15 protein-coding genes are annotated in these 14291 nt (G+C 48.4%); 12 read left to right on the top strand and 3 right to left on the bottom strand.

All coding sequences use genetic code 11. The features are described 5' to 3' along the window. Positions 1 to 33 precede the first annotated feature (33 nt). The 10 genes from A7098_RS02245 (at position 34) to csiR (ending at position 11696) form a co-directional block, all read left to right on the top strand. The gene (locus A7098_RS02245; RefSeq protein WP_001331174.1) at positions 34 to 240 is read left to right on the top strand and encodes a hypothetical protein; all 207 of its coding nucleotides are present in this window, start codon (positions 34 to 36) and stop codon (positions 238 to 240) included. Beyond that, on the top strand, positions 201 to 1397 hold the full coding sequence (locus tag A7098_RS02240) for a site-specific integrase (protein ID WP_105280268.1): 1197 nt from the start codon (positions 201 to 203) through the stop codon (positions 1395 to 1397). Before A7098_RS02245 ends, A7098_RS02240 begins: the two co-directional genes overlap by 40 nt. Positions 1398 to 1587: 190 nt before the next feature. Then, positions 1588 to 2853: an ATP/GTP-binding protein gene (locus A7098_RS02235; RefSeq protein ID WP_044527605.1), complete on the top strand. Its 1266-nt coding sequence runs from the start codon at positions 1588 to 1590 to the stop codon at positions 2851 to 2853. After that, positions 2853 to 3539: an RloB family protein gene (locus A7098_RS02230; RefSeq protein WP_032211342.1), complete on the top strand. Its 687-nt coding sequence runs from the start codon at positions 2853 to 2855 to the stop codon at positions 3537 to 3539. The genes A7098_RS02235 and A7098_RS02230 overlap by 1 nt, the downstream gene beginning before the upstream one ends. Before the next feature lie 794 nt (positions 3540 to 4333). Further along, positions 4334 to 5311, top strand: coding sequence for a glutarate dioxygenase GlaH (glaH, locus tag A7098_RS02225; RefSeq protein WP_105280267.1), 978 nt, complete (start codon positions 4334 to 4336; stop codon positions 5309 to 5311). A gap of 19 nt (positions 5312 to 5330) precedes the next feature. Beyond that, positions 5331 to 6599: an L-2-hydroxyglutarate oxidase gene (gene lhgO, locus A7098_RS02220; protein ID WP_105280266.1), complete on the top strand. Its 1269-nt coding sequence runs from the start codon at positions 5331 to 5333 to the stop codon at positions 6597 to 6599. 22 nt (positions 6600 to 6621) lie between these two features. Continuing rightward, the gene (gene gabD, locus A7098_RS02215; protein ID WP_105280265.1) at positions 6622 to 8070 is read left to right on the top strand and encodes an NADP-dependent succinate-semialdehyde dehydrogenase; all 1449 of its coding nucleotides are present in this window, start codon (positions 6622 to 6624) and stop codon (positions 8068 to 8070) included. Between the two features lie 13 nt (positions 8071 to 8083). After that, positions 8084 to 9364: a 4-aminobutyrate--2-oxoglutarate transaminase gene (gene gabT, locus A7098_RS02210; protein ID WP_105280264.1), complete on the top strand. Its 1281-nt coding sequence runs from the start codon at positions 8084 to 8086 to the stop codon at positions 9362 to 9364. A gap of 248 nt (positions 9365 to 9612) precedes the next feature. Beyond that, positions 9613 to 11013: a GABA permease gene (gabP, locus tag A7098_RS02205; protein ID WP_010345708.1), complete on the top strand. Its 1401-nt coding sequence runs from the start codon at positions 9613 to 9615 to the stop codon at positions 11011 to 11013. A gap of 20 nt (positions 11014 to 11033) precedes the next feature. Next, positions 11034 to 11696 carry a DNA-binding transcriptional regulator CsiR gene (gene csiR / locus A7098_RS02200; RefSeq protein ID WP_000156829.1) on the top strand — a complete coding sequence of 221 codons (663 nt, stop codon included), beginning with the start codon at positions 11034 to 11036 and terminating at the stop codon, positions 11694 to 11696. On the opposite strand, the gene kbp is transcribed toward csiR, so the two are convergent. Both kbp and A7098_RS02190 read right to left on the bottom strand, forming a co-directional pair. Next, positions 11697 to 12146: a potassium binding protein Kbp gene (kbp, locus tag A7098_RS02195; RefSeq protein WP_000522419.1), complete on the bottom strand. Its 450-nt coding sequence runs from the start codon at positions 12144 to 12146 to the stop codon at positions 11697 to 11699. 82 nt (positions 12147 to 12228) lie between these two features. Beyond that, the gene (locus tag A7098_RS02190; RefSeq protein WP_000508177.1) at positions 12229 to 12387 is read right to left on the bottom strand and encodes a YqaE/Pmp3 family membrane protein; all 159 of its coding nucleotides are present in this window, start codon (positions 12385 to 12387) and stop codon (positions 12229 to 12231) included. A gap of 182 nt (positions 12388 to 12569) precedes the next feature. Between A7098_RS02190 and A7098_RS02185 the strand changes: the two genes are divergently transcribed. Both A7098_RS02185 and A7098_RS02180 read left to right on the top strand, forming a co-directional pair. Next, positions 12570 to 12869: a helix-turn-helix transcriptional regulator gene (locus tag A7098_RS02185; RefSeq protein WP_000137274.1), complete on the top strand. Its 300-nt coding sequence runs from the start codon at positions 12570 to 12572 to the stop codon at positions 12867 to 12869. A 9-nt stretch (positions 12870 to 12878) separates the two neighbouring features. Beyond that, a complete protein-coding gene (locus tag A7098_RS02180; protein ID WP_105280263.1) occupies positions 12879 to 13403 on the top strand; it encodes a rhodanese family protein in 525 nt (174 codons plus the stop codon). A 46-nt stretch (positions 13404 to 13449) separates the two neighbouring features. Here A7098_RS02180 and stpA read toward each other — a convergent pair whose 3' ends face one another. Continuing rightward, positions 13450 to 13851, bottom strand: coding sequence for a DNA-binding protein StpA (gene stpA / locus A7098_RS02175; protein ID WP_000115375.1), 402 nt, complete (start codon positions 13849 to 13851; stop codon positions 13450 to 13452). Between the last annotated feature and the right edge of the window lie 440 nt (positions 13852 to 14291).

The raw sequence follows: 14291 nt of genomic DNA, 5'->3' as shown, positions 1-14291 counted from the left end.
TGCCCGTGTGCAGCGGGCTAAGTGGAGAAACATATGCTGAACCTCGATTGCGTTCCTATCTCAACTTATTGCAAAGAAACTGGCGAAACTCCTGAAGCAATAAACAAACGTGTACAGCGCGGTGTTTGGCGTGAAGGTGTTCAGGTTTTAAAGGTTGAAGGCGTTAAGGAGAGGTGGATTGATCTTAGTGAGGTTGCAAAATGGGCCAGACAAAACTGCTCAAACTACCGCGCGGCGTAACAATCAGAAAACACCGTCAGGGAGAAACGATCAATATAACTTTCACCTACAAAGGAGTTAAATGTCGTGAGCCACTTTCCAATCTGGAAGTAACACCAAAGAACATTAAATACGCCGAGCGCACACTCGGCGAAATTCATAATAAGATCGAAAGGGGAACATTCATTTATGCGGAATATTTTCCCCGTTCTGCTCGTTTGAAAATTTTTGGTAATGCTGCTGCAGGCAAAACGGTAAAAATGTACCTGGACGAATACCTTGAAATCTGCGAAACGAGAAAACTTTCACCATCTACGATTGGTGGTTATAAAAAATGCCGTAGTGCGTTAGCCTCACTCCACATTTGCCCTGCAAGTGAATTAACACCAGCAATCCTGAAAGCGTGGATTCAAAGCCAGAAAACGACCTTAAAAACAATTCGCAACCAGTTATCTTTCCTGCGGTCAGCACTTGATGAAGCCGTAACCGATGGGGTACTTCAAATTAACCCCGTATCGTTGGTAACTGCTTCGCGCTACCAAAGTGATAAGTCAGAAGCAGAAAGCAGCTACGTGGTTGATCCGCTATCACCAACAGAAGTTGATGCATTACTAGCAGCAGCCGGAAACAAACAATGGGAGAATCTGTTCCGGTTCGCTATACATACAGGCCTGCGTAGTTCTGAATTATGTGCCCTTCGATGGCGTGATATCGACTTTGTTGGAAAAACTGCCCATGTCCAGAGCGCAAGTGTTGTCGGTATTATCAAAGGGACAAAGACAAAAGCAGGTACTCGTAAAGTTGAACTGACAGAAGAGGCAATGTTGGCGCTGATAAATCAGAAGCCATTTACATTCATGAAGGATGCTACTGTCTTTGAAGACCCAAAGACCAATAAGCCTTGGGCAAGTGCTGATGCAATCAGGAAAAAAGCATGGGTGCCAACATTACGGAAAGCAGGTATTCGATACAGAAATCCATATCAAACTAGGCATACATTCGCCACCAGCCATATCAGCCGAGGAGCAAATCTGTTTTGGCTTGCAGCTCAAATGGGGCATAAAGGGCCGGAAATGCTTTTCAGGCATTATGGTTCGTATCTCGTAGACTATGATGGCAAGACAGCTTGTAAGGACCAAGTATCAAAAAATCCGGAGAACATGAAAATTGAGAAGTAAAACGCCCGATAGCACTAGCCCCCCTTCGCAAAACAGTAAAGCTTACAAGAATGTTAGCAGGATGATGAGGATAGTGTACAATGGTTTTAGTGTGCATTAAATGCAAAGATTTGACGTTTTTTGTCAAATTTGTGCTATAAAATCACTTTTAGTGGTTTTTAAGCTATGGGAAGTTAAAAGGGTATAAATTATGTTGATTGAGTTTACAGTACAAAACTATAAATCTATTTCAGAGAAACAAACACTGAGTTTAGTTGCATCAAAACTTAACGATTTGCCTAATAATCTGTTCAGTATTGATGAACCTAAATCTCTTGAATTGCTTAAAAGTGCTGTGATTTATGGCCCTAATGCTGCCGGAAAATCAAACATTATTAACGCTATTACAACTATGGCTGAACTTATTGTCCGGTCTGCTACAGGTTATAAAAGTGGTGATAAACTTGATATCACGCCTTTTAGACTAGACTCAAAGAAGATTAATCAACCATCTGAATTTGAAATTAACTTTATTTCCGAAGGCATCAGATACCAGTATGGTTTTTCTGCAACAGAAGATTTTATTCACGACGAATGGTTATTTGCATTCCCCAAAGGCAGACCACAAAAATGGTTTTTACGTCTATGGGATGAAGAAAAACAAACCCATGAATGGGAGTTGGGGCCATCGTTGACAGGAGAAAAACAAACATGGTTGAAATCAACTAGGCCTAATGCGCTCTTTCTTTCTACAGCAGTACAATTAAACAGTGTACAACTAAAACCTGTATACGATTGGTTTTATTACAAAGTTAAATTTACTGAATTAACAGGTTGGGATAGTGATTACAGTGCAAAGCAATGCTTAAATGATAAGAAAGATGAGATTCTCAATTTTTTAAAAGCTGCCGATGTAGGTATTGATGACATTCATGTAACAAAAGAAAAATTCAATCCCAATGCTCTTCCTGATGATATGCCTGCAGCCATCAAGGAACTAGTAATTAAGAATATGCAAGGCAAGGAAGAATATGTCATTAAAACACTTCATAATAATGAGGATGGAGAGCCAATTCCATTCGATTTAAAAGATGAATCGCATGGAACTAGAAAAATCTTTAGTTTCGCAGGTCCCTTATCACATTCACTCGAGACAGGAAACATCCTGTTTATTGATGAATTAAATGATAACTTACACCCCAAATTAGTTGAGTTTATTGTAGGTTTATTTCACGATAAAAATATCAATAAGAATGGTGCCCAGTTAATCTTTACAACTCATGAGACGTCTATTTTAAATCAAGATGTTTTCAGACGAGATCAGATTTGGTTTGTAGAAAAAGACAATTCAAAGCAAACAAATCTTTTCCCACTTACGGATTTTAGTCCAAGAAAAGGAAGGGAGAATTTAGAAGCTTCTTATCTTGACGGTAGATATGGGGCTTTACCACTCATTGGGAAATGGGAGAGATATTAATGGGAAGCGAAGATCTGTTCAAAAAAAGAAAGGCTCGGCGTAATAATGAATTCAAACGAGTTAGTAAAGCACGAGCTCAAATGAAGAAAATTCTTATCGTCTGTGAGGGAGAGAAGACTGAGCCCGCATATTTTACAGATTTTATAAAACATTGCCGTATAAGCACGGCAAGCATAGTTGAGATTTCTGGAGAGTGCGGCTCAAGCCCTATGAATGTGGTATCTTGGGCAAAAGAAAAATATAATACGGAAAAAAAAAGGAGCGACCCTTATGATAAGGTTTATTGTGTCTTTGATAGAGACGCTCACCCTAACTATGATGAAGCTCTTAGCAGGATTAATTCCTTAAATCCAAAAGGGATTTTTGTTGCTATAACTTCCATACCATGTTTCGAGTACTGGCTGATACTACATTTTGGATACACCCGAAAATCATTTTCACCTCAGAAAGGCAAAAGTGAAGGCGCACAAATGCTAGCTGAGTTAAAAAAATACATGCCAGATTATGAGAAAAAGGCATCAGGTGTATTTAATAAATTGCAAGATCGGCTCGATACGGCATTAATCAATGCTAAAAGAGTCGAAGATGCCGCCAAAAAAGACGGTTCGATAAATCCTTCAACTAAAGTTGGCGCTTTGATTACAGATCTAATTAACATTCGTGATGACTTTGAAAATGAGAAGTAAAAATAACATGTCATGATGTAGCGACGGCAGCATGTTTAAGTTCAAATGGCAAAGTGTACGCGAAGTATACGCGGATCAAAAACAATAGAAAAAACGTATATTTTACAAAAGATTATATAAATTTTGACGCGGGTTCAACTCCCGCCAGCTCCACCAAATAAATCAAGGGGTTACGTGAAAGCGTAGTCCCTTTTTCTTTGATTGTGGCAGCAAAATGGCGACGGATTTAACGACTCCGTATTGCTCTTCTGCTTTACAATCACAGTCTTCTCACTCCTTTTTCAATAGAGAGAAAACCATCGCCAATGTAACAAATATCTGGTTGTATTCTCTGTGCCCCGTACTGAATTGTATTAATACGTTCCTGACTTAAACCCGAATTTTTTAGCCCATTAAAATCCCCTTGTGTTCGTTGAGCCTAAAAGCATAGAGACACACATTGCTCTCCCCCCTTGCAAGAAGAATGCAGTACTAAAAATACCCTGCTTACAATGAGTTATCTCAAATTGACTCACCTTGTATTAAATCGCAGGGTAAGTTTATTTTAAAGTTTGAAATCATGCTTATACACGCCCTTACAATCCACAATAGTGCATTGTTTTAACTCGTTATTCCCCTAAAAAAGCATCTGGCACTCACCAAATCAAATGTTAACCATTTGTTGTTTTCGATCACAATAAGAAAACAATATGTCACTTTTGTGCGCATTTTTCAGAAATGTAGATATTTTTAGATTATGGCTACGAAATGAGCATCGCCATGTCACCCTACATCTCATAAGAGGATCGCTTCTGATGAATGCACTGACCGCCGTACACACTAACGCTGTCGATTCAGGCCAGGACTATAGCGGATTCACCCTCACCCCGTCGGCGCAATCCCCTCGCCTGCTGGAACTTACCTTCTCTGAACAGACGACCAAACAGTTCCTTGAACAGGTCGCCGAGTGGCCCGTGCAGGCACTGGAGTACAAATCGTTTCTGCGTTTTCGGGTAGGCAAAATTCTTGACGACTTGTGTGCAAATCAGCTGCAACCACTGCTGTTGAAGACGTTGCTAAACCGCGCTGAAGGTGCGTTGTTGATCAATGCGGTGGGTGTCGATGATGTGAAGCAAGCGGATGAGATGGTGAAGCTGGCAACGGCGGTAGCGCATCTGATTGGTCGTTCCAATTTCGATGCCATGAGCGGTCAGTATTACGCGCGTTTTGTAGTGAAAAATGTCGATAACTCAGATAGCTATCTGCGCCAGCCGCACCGCGTAATGGAACTGCATAACGACGGCACCTACGTTGAAGAAATCACTGATTACGTGCTGATGATGAAAATCGACGAACAGAACATGCAGGGCGGAAACTCGCTGCTGCTGCATCTCGATGACTGGGAACATCTGGACCACTTTTTCAGCCATCCGCTGGCGCGCCGTCCGATGCGCTTTGCCGCGCCGCCAAGTAAAAACGTCAGCAAAGATGTCTTCCATCCGGTGTTCGACGTCGATCAGCAGGGTCGCCCGGTGATGCGCTATATCGACCAGTTCGTCCAGCCAAAAGACTTCGAAGAAGGCGTGTGGCTGAGTGAGCTTTCCGATGCCATTGAAACCAGCAAAGGCATTCTTTCTGTGCCCGTTCCCGTTGGCAAATTCCTGTTGATTAACAATCTGTTCTGGCTGCACGGTCGCGACCGCTTTACTCCGCACCCGGATCTGCGCCGTGAACTGATGCGTCAGCGTGGCTATTTCGCTTACGCCACTAACCACTACCAGACGCATCAGTAAGCGCAAAGGAATTGAGCGGATGTATGATTTTGTGATTATTGGCGGCGGCATCATCGGCATGTCGACCGCCATGCAACTGATTGATGTTTATCCGGATGCCCGCATTGCGTTGCTGGAAAAAGAGTCCGGCCCGGCCTTTCATCAGACGGGCCACAACAGCGGCGTGATCCATGCCGGGGTCTATTACACACCCGGCAGCCTGAAAGCGCAGTTTTGCCTGGCGGGGAACCGCGCCACCAAAGCCTTTTGCGATCAAAACGGCATCCGCTACGACAACTGCGGCAAGATGCTAGTCGCCACATCCGCACTCGAAATGGAACGGATGCGCGCGCTATGGGAACGCACAGCGGCGAACGGTATCGAGCGCGAATGGCTAAACGCCGACGAACTGCGCGAGCGCGAACCGAATATCACCGGGCTCGGCGGTATTTTTGTGCCGTCCAGCGGCATTGTCAGCTACTGCGAAGTGACAGCGGCGATGGCAAAAATCTTCCAGGCCAGAGGCGGTGAGATTATCTATAACGCCGAAGTCAGCGGCCTTAATGAGCATAAGAATGGCGTGGTGATACGTACCCGTCAGGGCGGCGAATATGAAGCGTCGACGCTGATTAGCTGTTCCGGGCTGATGGCTGACCGGCTGGTGAAAATGCTCGGCCTCGAACCGGGCTTTATCATCTGCCCGTTCCGAGGCGAGTATTTCCGCCTCGCGCCGGAGCATAACCAGATTGTTAACCACCTGATTTACCCCATTCCCGACCCGGCAATGCCCTTTTTAGGCGTTCATCTCACCCGGATGATCGACGGCAGCGTGACCGTTGGGCCAAACGCGGTGCTGGCTTTCAAACGTGAAGGCTATCGCAAGCGCGACTTCTCATTTAGCGACACGCTGGAGATTTTGGGCTCGTCGGGGATTCGCCGGGTGCTGCAAAACCATCTACGCTCAGGACTGGGCGAGATGAAAAACTCGCTGTGCAAAAGCGGCTATCTGCGGCTGGTGCAAAAGTATTGTCCCCGGCTTTCGTTAAGCGATCTCCAGCCCTGGCCTGCCGGTGTGCGGGCGCAGGCGGTATCGCCAGACGGTAAGCTGATTGACGATTTTCTGTTTGTCACCACCCCGCGCACGATCCACACCTGCAATGCGCCCTCCCCGGCAGCGACATCAGCAATTCCTATTGGTGCGCATATTGTCAGCAAGGTACAAACGCTGTTGGCAAGCCAGAGTAACCCCGGACGCACGCTGCGAGCGGCACGTAGTGTGGATGCCTTACACGCCGCATTTAATCAATAACCTTTGAAAACAGGACGTAACGATGAAACTTAACGACAGTAACTTATTCCGCCAGCAGGCGTTGATTAACGGGGAATGGCTGGACGCTAACAATGGTGAAGTCATCGACGTCACCAATCCGGCGAACGGCGACAAGCTGGGTAGCGTACCCAAAATGGGCGCAGATGAAACCCGCGCCGCTATCGACGCCGCCAACCGCGCCCTGCCCGCCTGGCGCGCGCTCACCGCCAAAGAACGTGCCAACATTCTGCGTAACTGGTTCAATTTGATGATGGAGCATCAGGACGATTTAGCGCGCCTGATGACCCTCGAACAGGGCAAACCGCTGGCTGAAGCGAAAGGCGAAATCAGCTACGCCGCCTCCTTTATTGAGTGGTTTGCCGAAGAAGGCAAGCGTATTTATGGCGACACCATTCCTGGTCATCAGGCCGATAAACGCCTGATTGTTATCAAGCAGCCGATTGGCGTTACCGCCGCTATCACGCCGTGGAACTTCCCGGCAGCGATGATTACCCGTAAAGCCGGTCCGGCGCTGGCTGCTGGCTGTACGATGGTGCTGAAGCCCGCCAGTCAGACACCGTTCTCCGCGCTGGCGCTGGCAGAGCTGGCGATCCGCGCGGGCGTTCCGGCTGGCGTATTTAACGTGGTCACCGGTTCGGCGGGCGCGGTCGGTAACGAACTGACCAGCAATCCGCTGGTGCGCAAGCTGTCGTTTACCGGCTCGACCGAAATTGGCCGCCAGTTGATGGAACAGTGCGCGAAAGACATCAAAAAAGTGTCGCTGGAGCTCGGCGGCAACGCGCCGTTTATCGTCTTTGACGATGCCGATCTCGACAAAGCCGTGGAAGGCGCGCTGGCTTCGAAATTCCGCAATGCCGGGCAAACCTGCGTCTGCGCTAACCGCTTGTATGTGCAGGACGGCGTGTATGACCGCTTTGCCGAAAAATTACAGCAGGCGGTGAGCAAACTACAGATCGGCGACGGGCTGGATAAAGGCGTCACCATCGGGCCGCTGATCGATGAAAAAGCGGTAGCAAAAGTGGAAGAGCATATTGCCGATGCGCTGGAGAAAGGCGCGCGCGTGGTTTGCGGTGGTAAAGCGCACGAACGCGGCGGCAACTTCTTCCAGCCAACCATTCTGGTGGACGTTCCAGCCAACGCCAAAGTGTCGAAAGAAGAGACGTTTGGCCCCCTCGCCCCGCTGTTCCGCTTTAAAGATGAAGCCGACGTGATTACGCAGGCCAACGATACCGAATTTGGTCTTGCCGCCTATTTCTACGCCCGCGATTTAAGCCGCGTCTTCCGCGTGGGCGAGGCGCTGGAGTACGGCATCGTCGGCATCAATACCGGCATTATTTCCAATGAAGTCGCCCCGTTCGGCGGTATCAAAGCCTCAGGCCTGGGTCGTGAAGGTTCGAAGTATGGTATCGAAGATTACTTAGAAATCAAATATATGTGCATCGGTCTTTAACTGGAGAACGCGAATGAGCAGCAATAAAGAGTTAATGCAGCGCCGCAGTCAGGCAGTTCCTCGTGGCGTTGGGCAGATTCATCCGATTTTCGCTGATCGTGCGGAAAACTGCCGGGTGTGGGACGTTGAAGGCCGTGAGTATCTTGATTTCGCGGGCGGGATTGCGGTGCTCAACACCGGGCACCTGCATCCGAAAGTGGTGGCGGCGGTAGAAGCGCAACTGAAAAAACTGTCGCATACCTGCTTCCAGGTGCTGGCTTACGAGCCGTATCTGGAGTTGTGCGAAATAATGAATCAGAGGGTGCCGGGCGATTTCGCCAAAAAAACGCTGCTGGTAACGACCGGTTCCGAAGCGGTGGAAAACGCGGTGAAAATCGCCCGCGCTGCCACCAAACGCAGCGGCACCATCGCCTTTAGCGGCGCTTATCACGGGCGCACGCACTACACGCTGGCGCTGACCGGCAAGGTGAATCCGTACTCTGCGGGCATGGGCCTGATGCCGGGGCATGTTTATCGCGCGCTTTATCCTTGCCCGCTGCACGGCATCAGTGAAGATGACGCTATCGCCAGTATCCACCGAATCTTCAAAAATGATGCGGCACCGGAAGATATCGCTGCCATCGTGATTGAGCCGGTTCAGGGCGAAGGTGGTTTCTACGCCGCGACGCCAGCCTTTATGCAGCGTTTACGCGCACTGTGTGACGAGCACGGAATCATGCTGATTGCCGATGAAGTGCAGAGCGGCGCGGGGCGTACCGGCACGTTGTTTGCGATGGAGCAAATGGGGGGTGCGGCGGATCTTACCACCTTTGCGAAATCGATCGCGGGCGGCTTCCCGCTGGCGGGCGTCACCGGGCGCGCCGAAGTGATGGACGCGGTCGCACCTGGCGGTCTGGGCGGCACCTATGCCGGTAACCCGATTGCCTGCGTAGCCGCGCTGGAAGTGTTGAAGGTGTTCGAGCAGGAAAATCTGCTGCAAAAAGCCAACGACCTGGGCCAGAAGCTAAAAGACGGATTATTGGCGATCGCCGAAAAACACACCGAGATCGGCGACGTTCGCGGGCTAGGGGCGATGATCGCCATCGAGCTGTTTGAAGATGGCGATCACAGTAAACCCAACGCCAGACTCACCGCTGAGATCGTGGCGCGCGCCCGTGACAAAGGCCTGATTCTTCTCTCCTGCGGCCCGTATTACAACGTGCTGCGCATCCTTGTGCCGCTCACTATTGAAGATGCTCAGATTCGTCAGGGTCTGGAGATCATCGCTCAGTGTTTTGATGAGGCGAAACAATAGCTATGTCTGTTTGTAAGAGTTAACCGTTGCTAAGGGAATGATAACGATACAGTAAAAAATAATAACGATGAGGCGATCGACAAAGTTAAAAATGACTGCGGACTGTCCCCTCGCCCCTCTGGGGAGAGGGAGAAAACCATCACGCTTTCGCTTTTAAGATTTTGTTGACCGCCTCAATTAAACGCGTGACCCGACGCGGGAAATGTCGGGGCGCTCTCCCAAGTGACACACTTTCGAGAGGATTCAGGATGGGGCAATCATCGCAACCACATGAGCTAGGCGGCGGGCTGAAATCACGCCACGTCACCATGTTGTCTATTGCCGGTGTTATCGGCGCAAGTCTGTTTGTCGGTTCGAGCGTCGCCATCGCCGAAGCGGGCCCTGCGGTATTACTGGCTTATCTGTTCGCCGGATTACTGGTGGTTATGATTATGCGGATGCTGGCAGAAATGGCGGTCGCCACGCCCGACACCGGCTCCTTTTCCACCTACGCCGATAAAGCCATTGGTCGCTGGGCGGGCTATACCATCGGCTGGCTGTACTGGTGGTTTTGGGTACTGGTTATCCCGCTGGAAGCCAACATCGCCGCCATGATCCTGCATTCGTGGGTTCCAGGTATTCCCATCTGGTTATTTTCCCTGGTCATTACCCTCGCCTTAACCGGCAGTAATTTATTAAGCGTTAAAAACTACGGTGAATTTGAATTCTGGCTGGCGATATGCAAAGTGATTGCCATTCTGGCGTTTATTTTCCTTGGAGCTGTAGCAATTAGCGGTTTTTACCCTTATGCCGAAGTGAGCGGTATTTCAAGATTGTGGGATAGCGGCGGCTTTATGCCGAACGGCTTTGGCGCGGTATTAAGCGCGATGCTGATAACCATGTTTTCTTTTATGGGGGCAGAGATTGTCACCATTGCGGCAGCCGAATCCGACACGCCGGATAAACATATTGTCCGCGCCACCAACTCGGTTATCTGGCGTATCTCCATTTTCTATTTGTGTTCTATTTTTGTCGTCGTGGCACTCATTCCGTGGAATATGCCAGGACTGAAAACCGTGGGTTCCTACCGTTCCGTGCTGGAGCTGCTGAATATTCCACATGCAAAATTCATTATGGACTGCGTTATTTTGCTGTCGGTGACCAGTTGTCTGAACTCGGCTCTGTATACCGCCTCAAGGATGCTCTACTCCTTAAGCCGTCGCGGGGATGCGCCAGCGGCAATGGGTAAAATCAACCGCAGCAAAACCCCGTATGTGGCAGTATTACTCTCGACCGGCGCGGCGTTTTTAACGGTGGTAGTGAACTATTACGCGCCTGCGAAAGTGTTTAAATTCCTGATCGACAGCTCCGGCGCTATTGCCCTGCTGGTTTATTTAGTCATCGCCGTTTCGCAATTGCGGATGCGTAAAATCCTGCTGGCGGAAGGCGGCGAAATTCGCCTGCGCATGTGGCTTTATCCGTGGCTCACCTGGCTGGTGATTGGCTTTATTACCTTTGTACTGGTGGTGATGTTATTCCGCCCGGCGCAGCAACTGGAGGTAATTTCCACCGGCTTATTAGCGATAGGGATTATCTGTACCGTGCCAATTATGGCACGCTGGAAAAAGCTGATATTGTGGCAAAAAACACCCGTTCATAATACACGCTGATAATGTTCAGGAGTCACACCATGACCATTACGTCTCTGGATGGCTACCGCTGGTTGAAAAACGATATTATTCGCGGCAATTTTCAGCCAGATGAAAAATTACGGATGAGTTCGCTAACGTCGCGTTATGCACTCGGCGTCGGGCCGTTGCGGGAAGCCCTTTCGCAACTGGTGGCGGAACGGCTGGTCACGGTGGTGAATCAAAAAGGGTATCGGGTGGCGTCTATGTCAGAGCAAGAACTGCTCGATATTTTCGACGCCCGCGCCAATATGGAAGCGATGCTGGTGAGTCTGGCAATTGCCCGTGGCGGCGATGAGTGGGAGGCTGACGTTCTCGCAAAAGCGCATTTGCTCAGTAAGCTTGAGGCTTGTGACGCCAGCGAGAAAATGCTTGATGAATGGGACCAGCGCCATCAGGCATTTCATACTGCAATTGTGGCGGGCTGTGGCTCCCACTATTTACTGCAAATGCGTGAACGGTTGTTTGATCTGGCGGCGCGCTATCGGTTCATCTGGCTGCGGCAAACGGTGCTTTCTGTAGAAATGCTGGAAGATAAACATGAACAGCACCAGACCCTGACTAAGGCGGTACTGGCGCGAGATACGGCGCGCGCCAGTGAGTTAATGCGCCAGCATTTACTGACGCCAATTCCGATTATCCAGCAGGCGATGGCTGGCAATTAACTACTCTTCAGGAATACGCAACACCTGCCCCGGGTAAATTTTATCCGGGCTTTTTAGCATCGGTTTATTCGCTTCGAAGATTTTATTGTAGAGATTGGCGTTACCGTAAACCTGTTTGGAAATAGCACTCAGAGTGTCACCAGACTTAACGGTATAAAACTGGCTGGCAGTGCCTGGCGTCGCCGTTTTTACCTGATCGTCCACGCTGGCAATACCGGAAATATTCCCCACTGCAACAAGGATTTTTTCCTTCGCTTCCTGACTTAAGCCGTCACCTGTAACCGTCGCTTTACCATCGACAATCTGAATATTCACTTTATCGGCATCAGGTATACCGGTTTTGTTCAGATGTTCCTGCACCTTCTTCGCCTGATCGTCTTTATCATGCTGACCAGTGACCGCGTCCCAGAGCTTTTCTCCGGCATCTTTCACAAAATTGAACAGACCCATAACTACCTCATTCGTTAATGGAAACACTCAGAAAGTGTAGCAGAGGAACGCGGCGCGTTAACGCCGCAGGATGAGCACAGAATCAATCGCGGGTTTGCACCCAGAAAGCGTGAATTAAACCAGGGATATAGCCAAGAAGTGTCAGCAAAATATTAATAATGAATGCCCAACCAAATCCTTTCCCCAGCAGCACGCCGAGCGGTGGCAAAATGATGGTGATGACGATTCTCCAGAACCCCATACGTCCTCCCTATAAGAAAATTACTCATTGTTTAAAAAGAGATTTTATCTCTTAAGCATAGTAATTTTAGCGGAGTCTGCCCGTTTCAGCCCATGCTTTTACCCTCATTTACGCTGCTGACGCTGGTATACGTTGCATTTTTAGTTTAGAGTTTACTTAATTTAGAAAACACTTAAATAAATATGACTGAACTAGCCCAACTACAGGCCAGCGCCGAACAGGCTGCGGCCTTACTGAAAGCAATGAGTCACCCCAAACGGTTGCTGATTCTGTGCATGATTTGCGGTTCCCCCGGCACCAGCGCCGGTGAACTGGCGCGCATTACCGGACTGAGTGCCTCTGCAACGTCACAGCATCTGGCACGGATGCGTGACGAAGGGCTTATCGACAGCCAACGGGATGCCCAACGCATTCTTTATTTCATTAAAAATGAGGCGGTAAATGCCATTATCGCCACCCTGAAAAACGTCTATTGTCCGTAAGGAGTAGCAATGGCTTTAACAACAATTCCACCGCTTGATGCACAAGAATTAATCTCACGCGGTGCAAAGTTAATCGATATTCGCGATGCCGATGAATATCTTCGTGAACATATTCCTGAAGCGGATCTGGCGCCATTATCCGTACTGGAACAGTCTGGTCTTCCGACAAAATTACGTAGCGAACAAATTATATTCCACTGTCAGGCAGGAAAACGCACCAGTAATAATGCACAAAAATTAGCAGCGATTGCCGCTCCCGCAGATATCTTTTTACTGGAGGGCGGTATTGATGGCTGGAAAAAAGCGGGATTGCCGGTAGCTGAAAATAAATCGCAGCCTTTACCATTAATGCGTCAGGTACAGATCACAGCTGGTGGCTTAATATTAATCGGCGTCGTATTGGGTTATGCCGTGAATAGCGCGTTCTTCTTATTAAGCGGCTTTGTCGGTGCGGGATTAATGTTTGCGGGCATCAGCGGTTTTTGCGGGATGGCAAGGTTGTTAGATAAGATGCCGTGGAATCAGCGAGCGTAAGAAGCGACGCCGGACGCGCCATAGTGGCAGCATCCGGCAGCAGTCATTAGATCAGGAAATCGTCGAGAGATTTACCTTCAGCCAGTGCCTGAGCGATCGGTTTCGGTGTACGACCCTGGCCGGTCCAGGTTTTGACTTCACCATTAAAATCGGTGAATTGATATTTTGCCGGACGCGGCTGGCGTTTTTTACCTGCACGCGGTGCAGCAGAATTATTACCGAATAACTCTTCCGGGTTAATTCCGTCAGCCTTCATCAGCTCCAGCCAGGTGCTAATTTTCTCCTGGCGCTCTGCCAGTTCACGCTGCTGCTGTTCTTCTTCTTCACGTCTTTCTTTAGTGACAACCCTGAATTTTTCGAGCATTTCTTCAAGAACGTCAATGGAGAATTCGCGAGCCATCGCACGGAGGGTGCGAATGTTATTTAAACTTTGTAACATTACGGACATAATAAAGAAAACCTTTTAACGCCAAAACAAAAAAAGTATTTCGTCGCGTAGTGTAAGCGATCACTTATTATATTTCCACAAAATTTAATCTATTTACAGTCGCGCGCGATATTATTTCAACCGTTATTTCCAGACAGATTAATAATTATTTTCGGTTTATATATTAGCCATTTGACTTATCATTGCAGACATTTGCGAATAATCGGATGCCCTCTGTGCCATCATCACCGAAGGTAGATTAAAGAAAACTGAATAAAAATGCATACATAAAGAATAAAAACAAAGTTTCAGTAACTGAAGTTTTATGCTGGCATTAGTGGCTTCAGGTCATTAAAAATGCTAAATGAGCTCAACCCGCTACTTAAGCCGGATTGTCTACGCTTTACGGCGTTAACAGCCCTTAACCGCCCCACCAGCACAGTTCACAATGACCACGTAAT

Origin of the sequence: Escherichia sp. MOD1-EC7011, from assembly GCF_002965005.1 — a bacterium.
In the GTDB taxonomy this organism is placed as follows: domain Bacteria; phylum Pseudomonadota; class Gammaproteobacteria; order Enterobacterales; family Enterobacteriaceae; genus Escherichia; species Escherichia ruysiae.
Note: the sequence above shows the minus strand (reverse complement) of the source record. Positions and strands in the feature narration are given on the sequence as shown.

What these genes read in the sequence shown, in the direction of transcription:
- A7098_RS02245 (WP_001331174.1), top strand. Translation starts at nt 34, where the DNA reads ATGCTGAACCTCGATTGCGTTCCTATCTCAACTTATTGCAAAGAAACT.
- A7098_RS02240 (WP_105280268.1), top strand. Translation starts at nt 201, where the DNA reads ATGGGCCAGACAAAACTGCTCAAACTACCGCGCGGCGTAACAATCAGA.
- A7098_RS02235 (WP_044527605.1), top strand. Translation starts at nt 1,588, where the DNA reads ATGTTGATTGAGTTTACAGTACAAAACTATAAATCTATTTCAGAGAAA.
- A7098_RS02230 (WP_032211342.1), top strand. Translation starts at nt 2,853, where the DNA reads ATGGGAAGCGAAGATCTGTTCAAAAAAAGAAAGGCTCGGCGTAATAAT.
- glaH (WP_105280267.1), top strand. Translation starts at nt 4,334, where the DNA reads ATGAATGCACTGACCGCCGTACACACTAACGCTGTCGATTCAGGCCAG.
- lhgO (WP_105280266.1), top strand. Translation starts at nt 5,331, where the DNA reads ATGTATGATTTTGTGATTATTGGCGGCGGCATCATCGGCATGTCGACC.
- gabD (WP_105280265.1), top strand. Translation starts at nt 6,622, where the DNA reads ATGAAACTTAACGACAGTAACTTATTCCGCCAGCAGGCGTTGATTAAC.
- gabT (WP_105280264.1), top strand. Translation starts at nt 8,084, where the DNA reads ATGAGCAGCAATAAAGAGTTAATGCAGCGCCGCAGTCAGGCAGTTCCT.
- gabP (WP_010345708.1), top strand. Translation starts at nt 9,613, where the DNA reads ATGGGGCAATCATCGCAACCACATGAGCTAGGCGGCGGGCTGAAATCA.
- csiR (WP_000156829.1), top strand. Translation starts at nt 11,034, where the DNA reads ATGACCATTACGTCTCTGGATGGCTACCGCTGGTTGAAAAACGATATT.
- kbp (WP_000522419.1), bottom strand. Translation starts at nt 12,146, where the DNA reads ATGGGTCTGTTCAATTTTGTGAAAGATGCCGGAGAAAAGCTCTGGGAC.
- A7098_RS02190 (WP_000508177.1), bottom strand. Translation starts at nt 12,387, where the DNA reads ATGGGGTTCTGGAGAATCGTCATCACCATCATTTTGCCACCGCTCGGC.
- A7098_RS02185 (WP_000137274.1), top strand. Translation starts at nt 12,570, where the DNA reads ATGACTGAACTAGCCCAACTACAGGCCAGCGCCGAACAGGCTGCGGCC.
- A7098_RS02180 (WP_105280263.1), top strand. Translation starts at nt 12,879, where the DNA reads ATGGCTTTAACAACAATTCCACCGCTTGATGCACAAGAATTAATCTCA.
- stpA (WP_000115375.1), bottom strand. Translation starts at nt 13,851, where the DNA reads ATGTCCGTAATGTTACAAAGTTTAAATAACATTCGCACCCTCCGTGCG.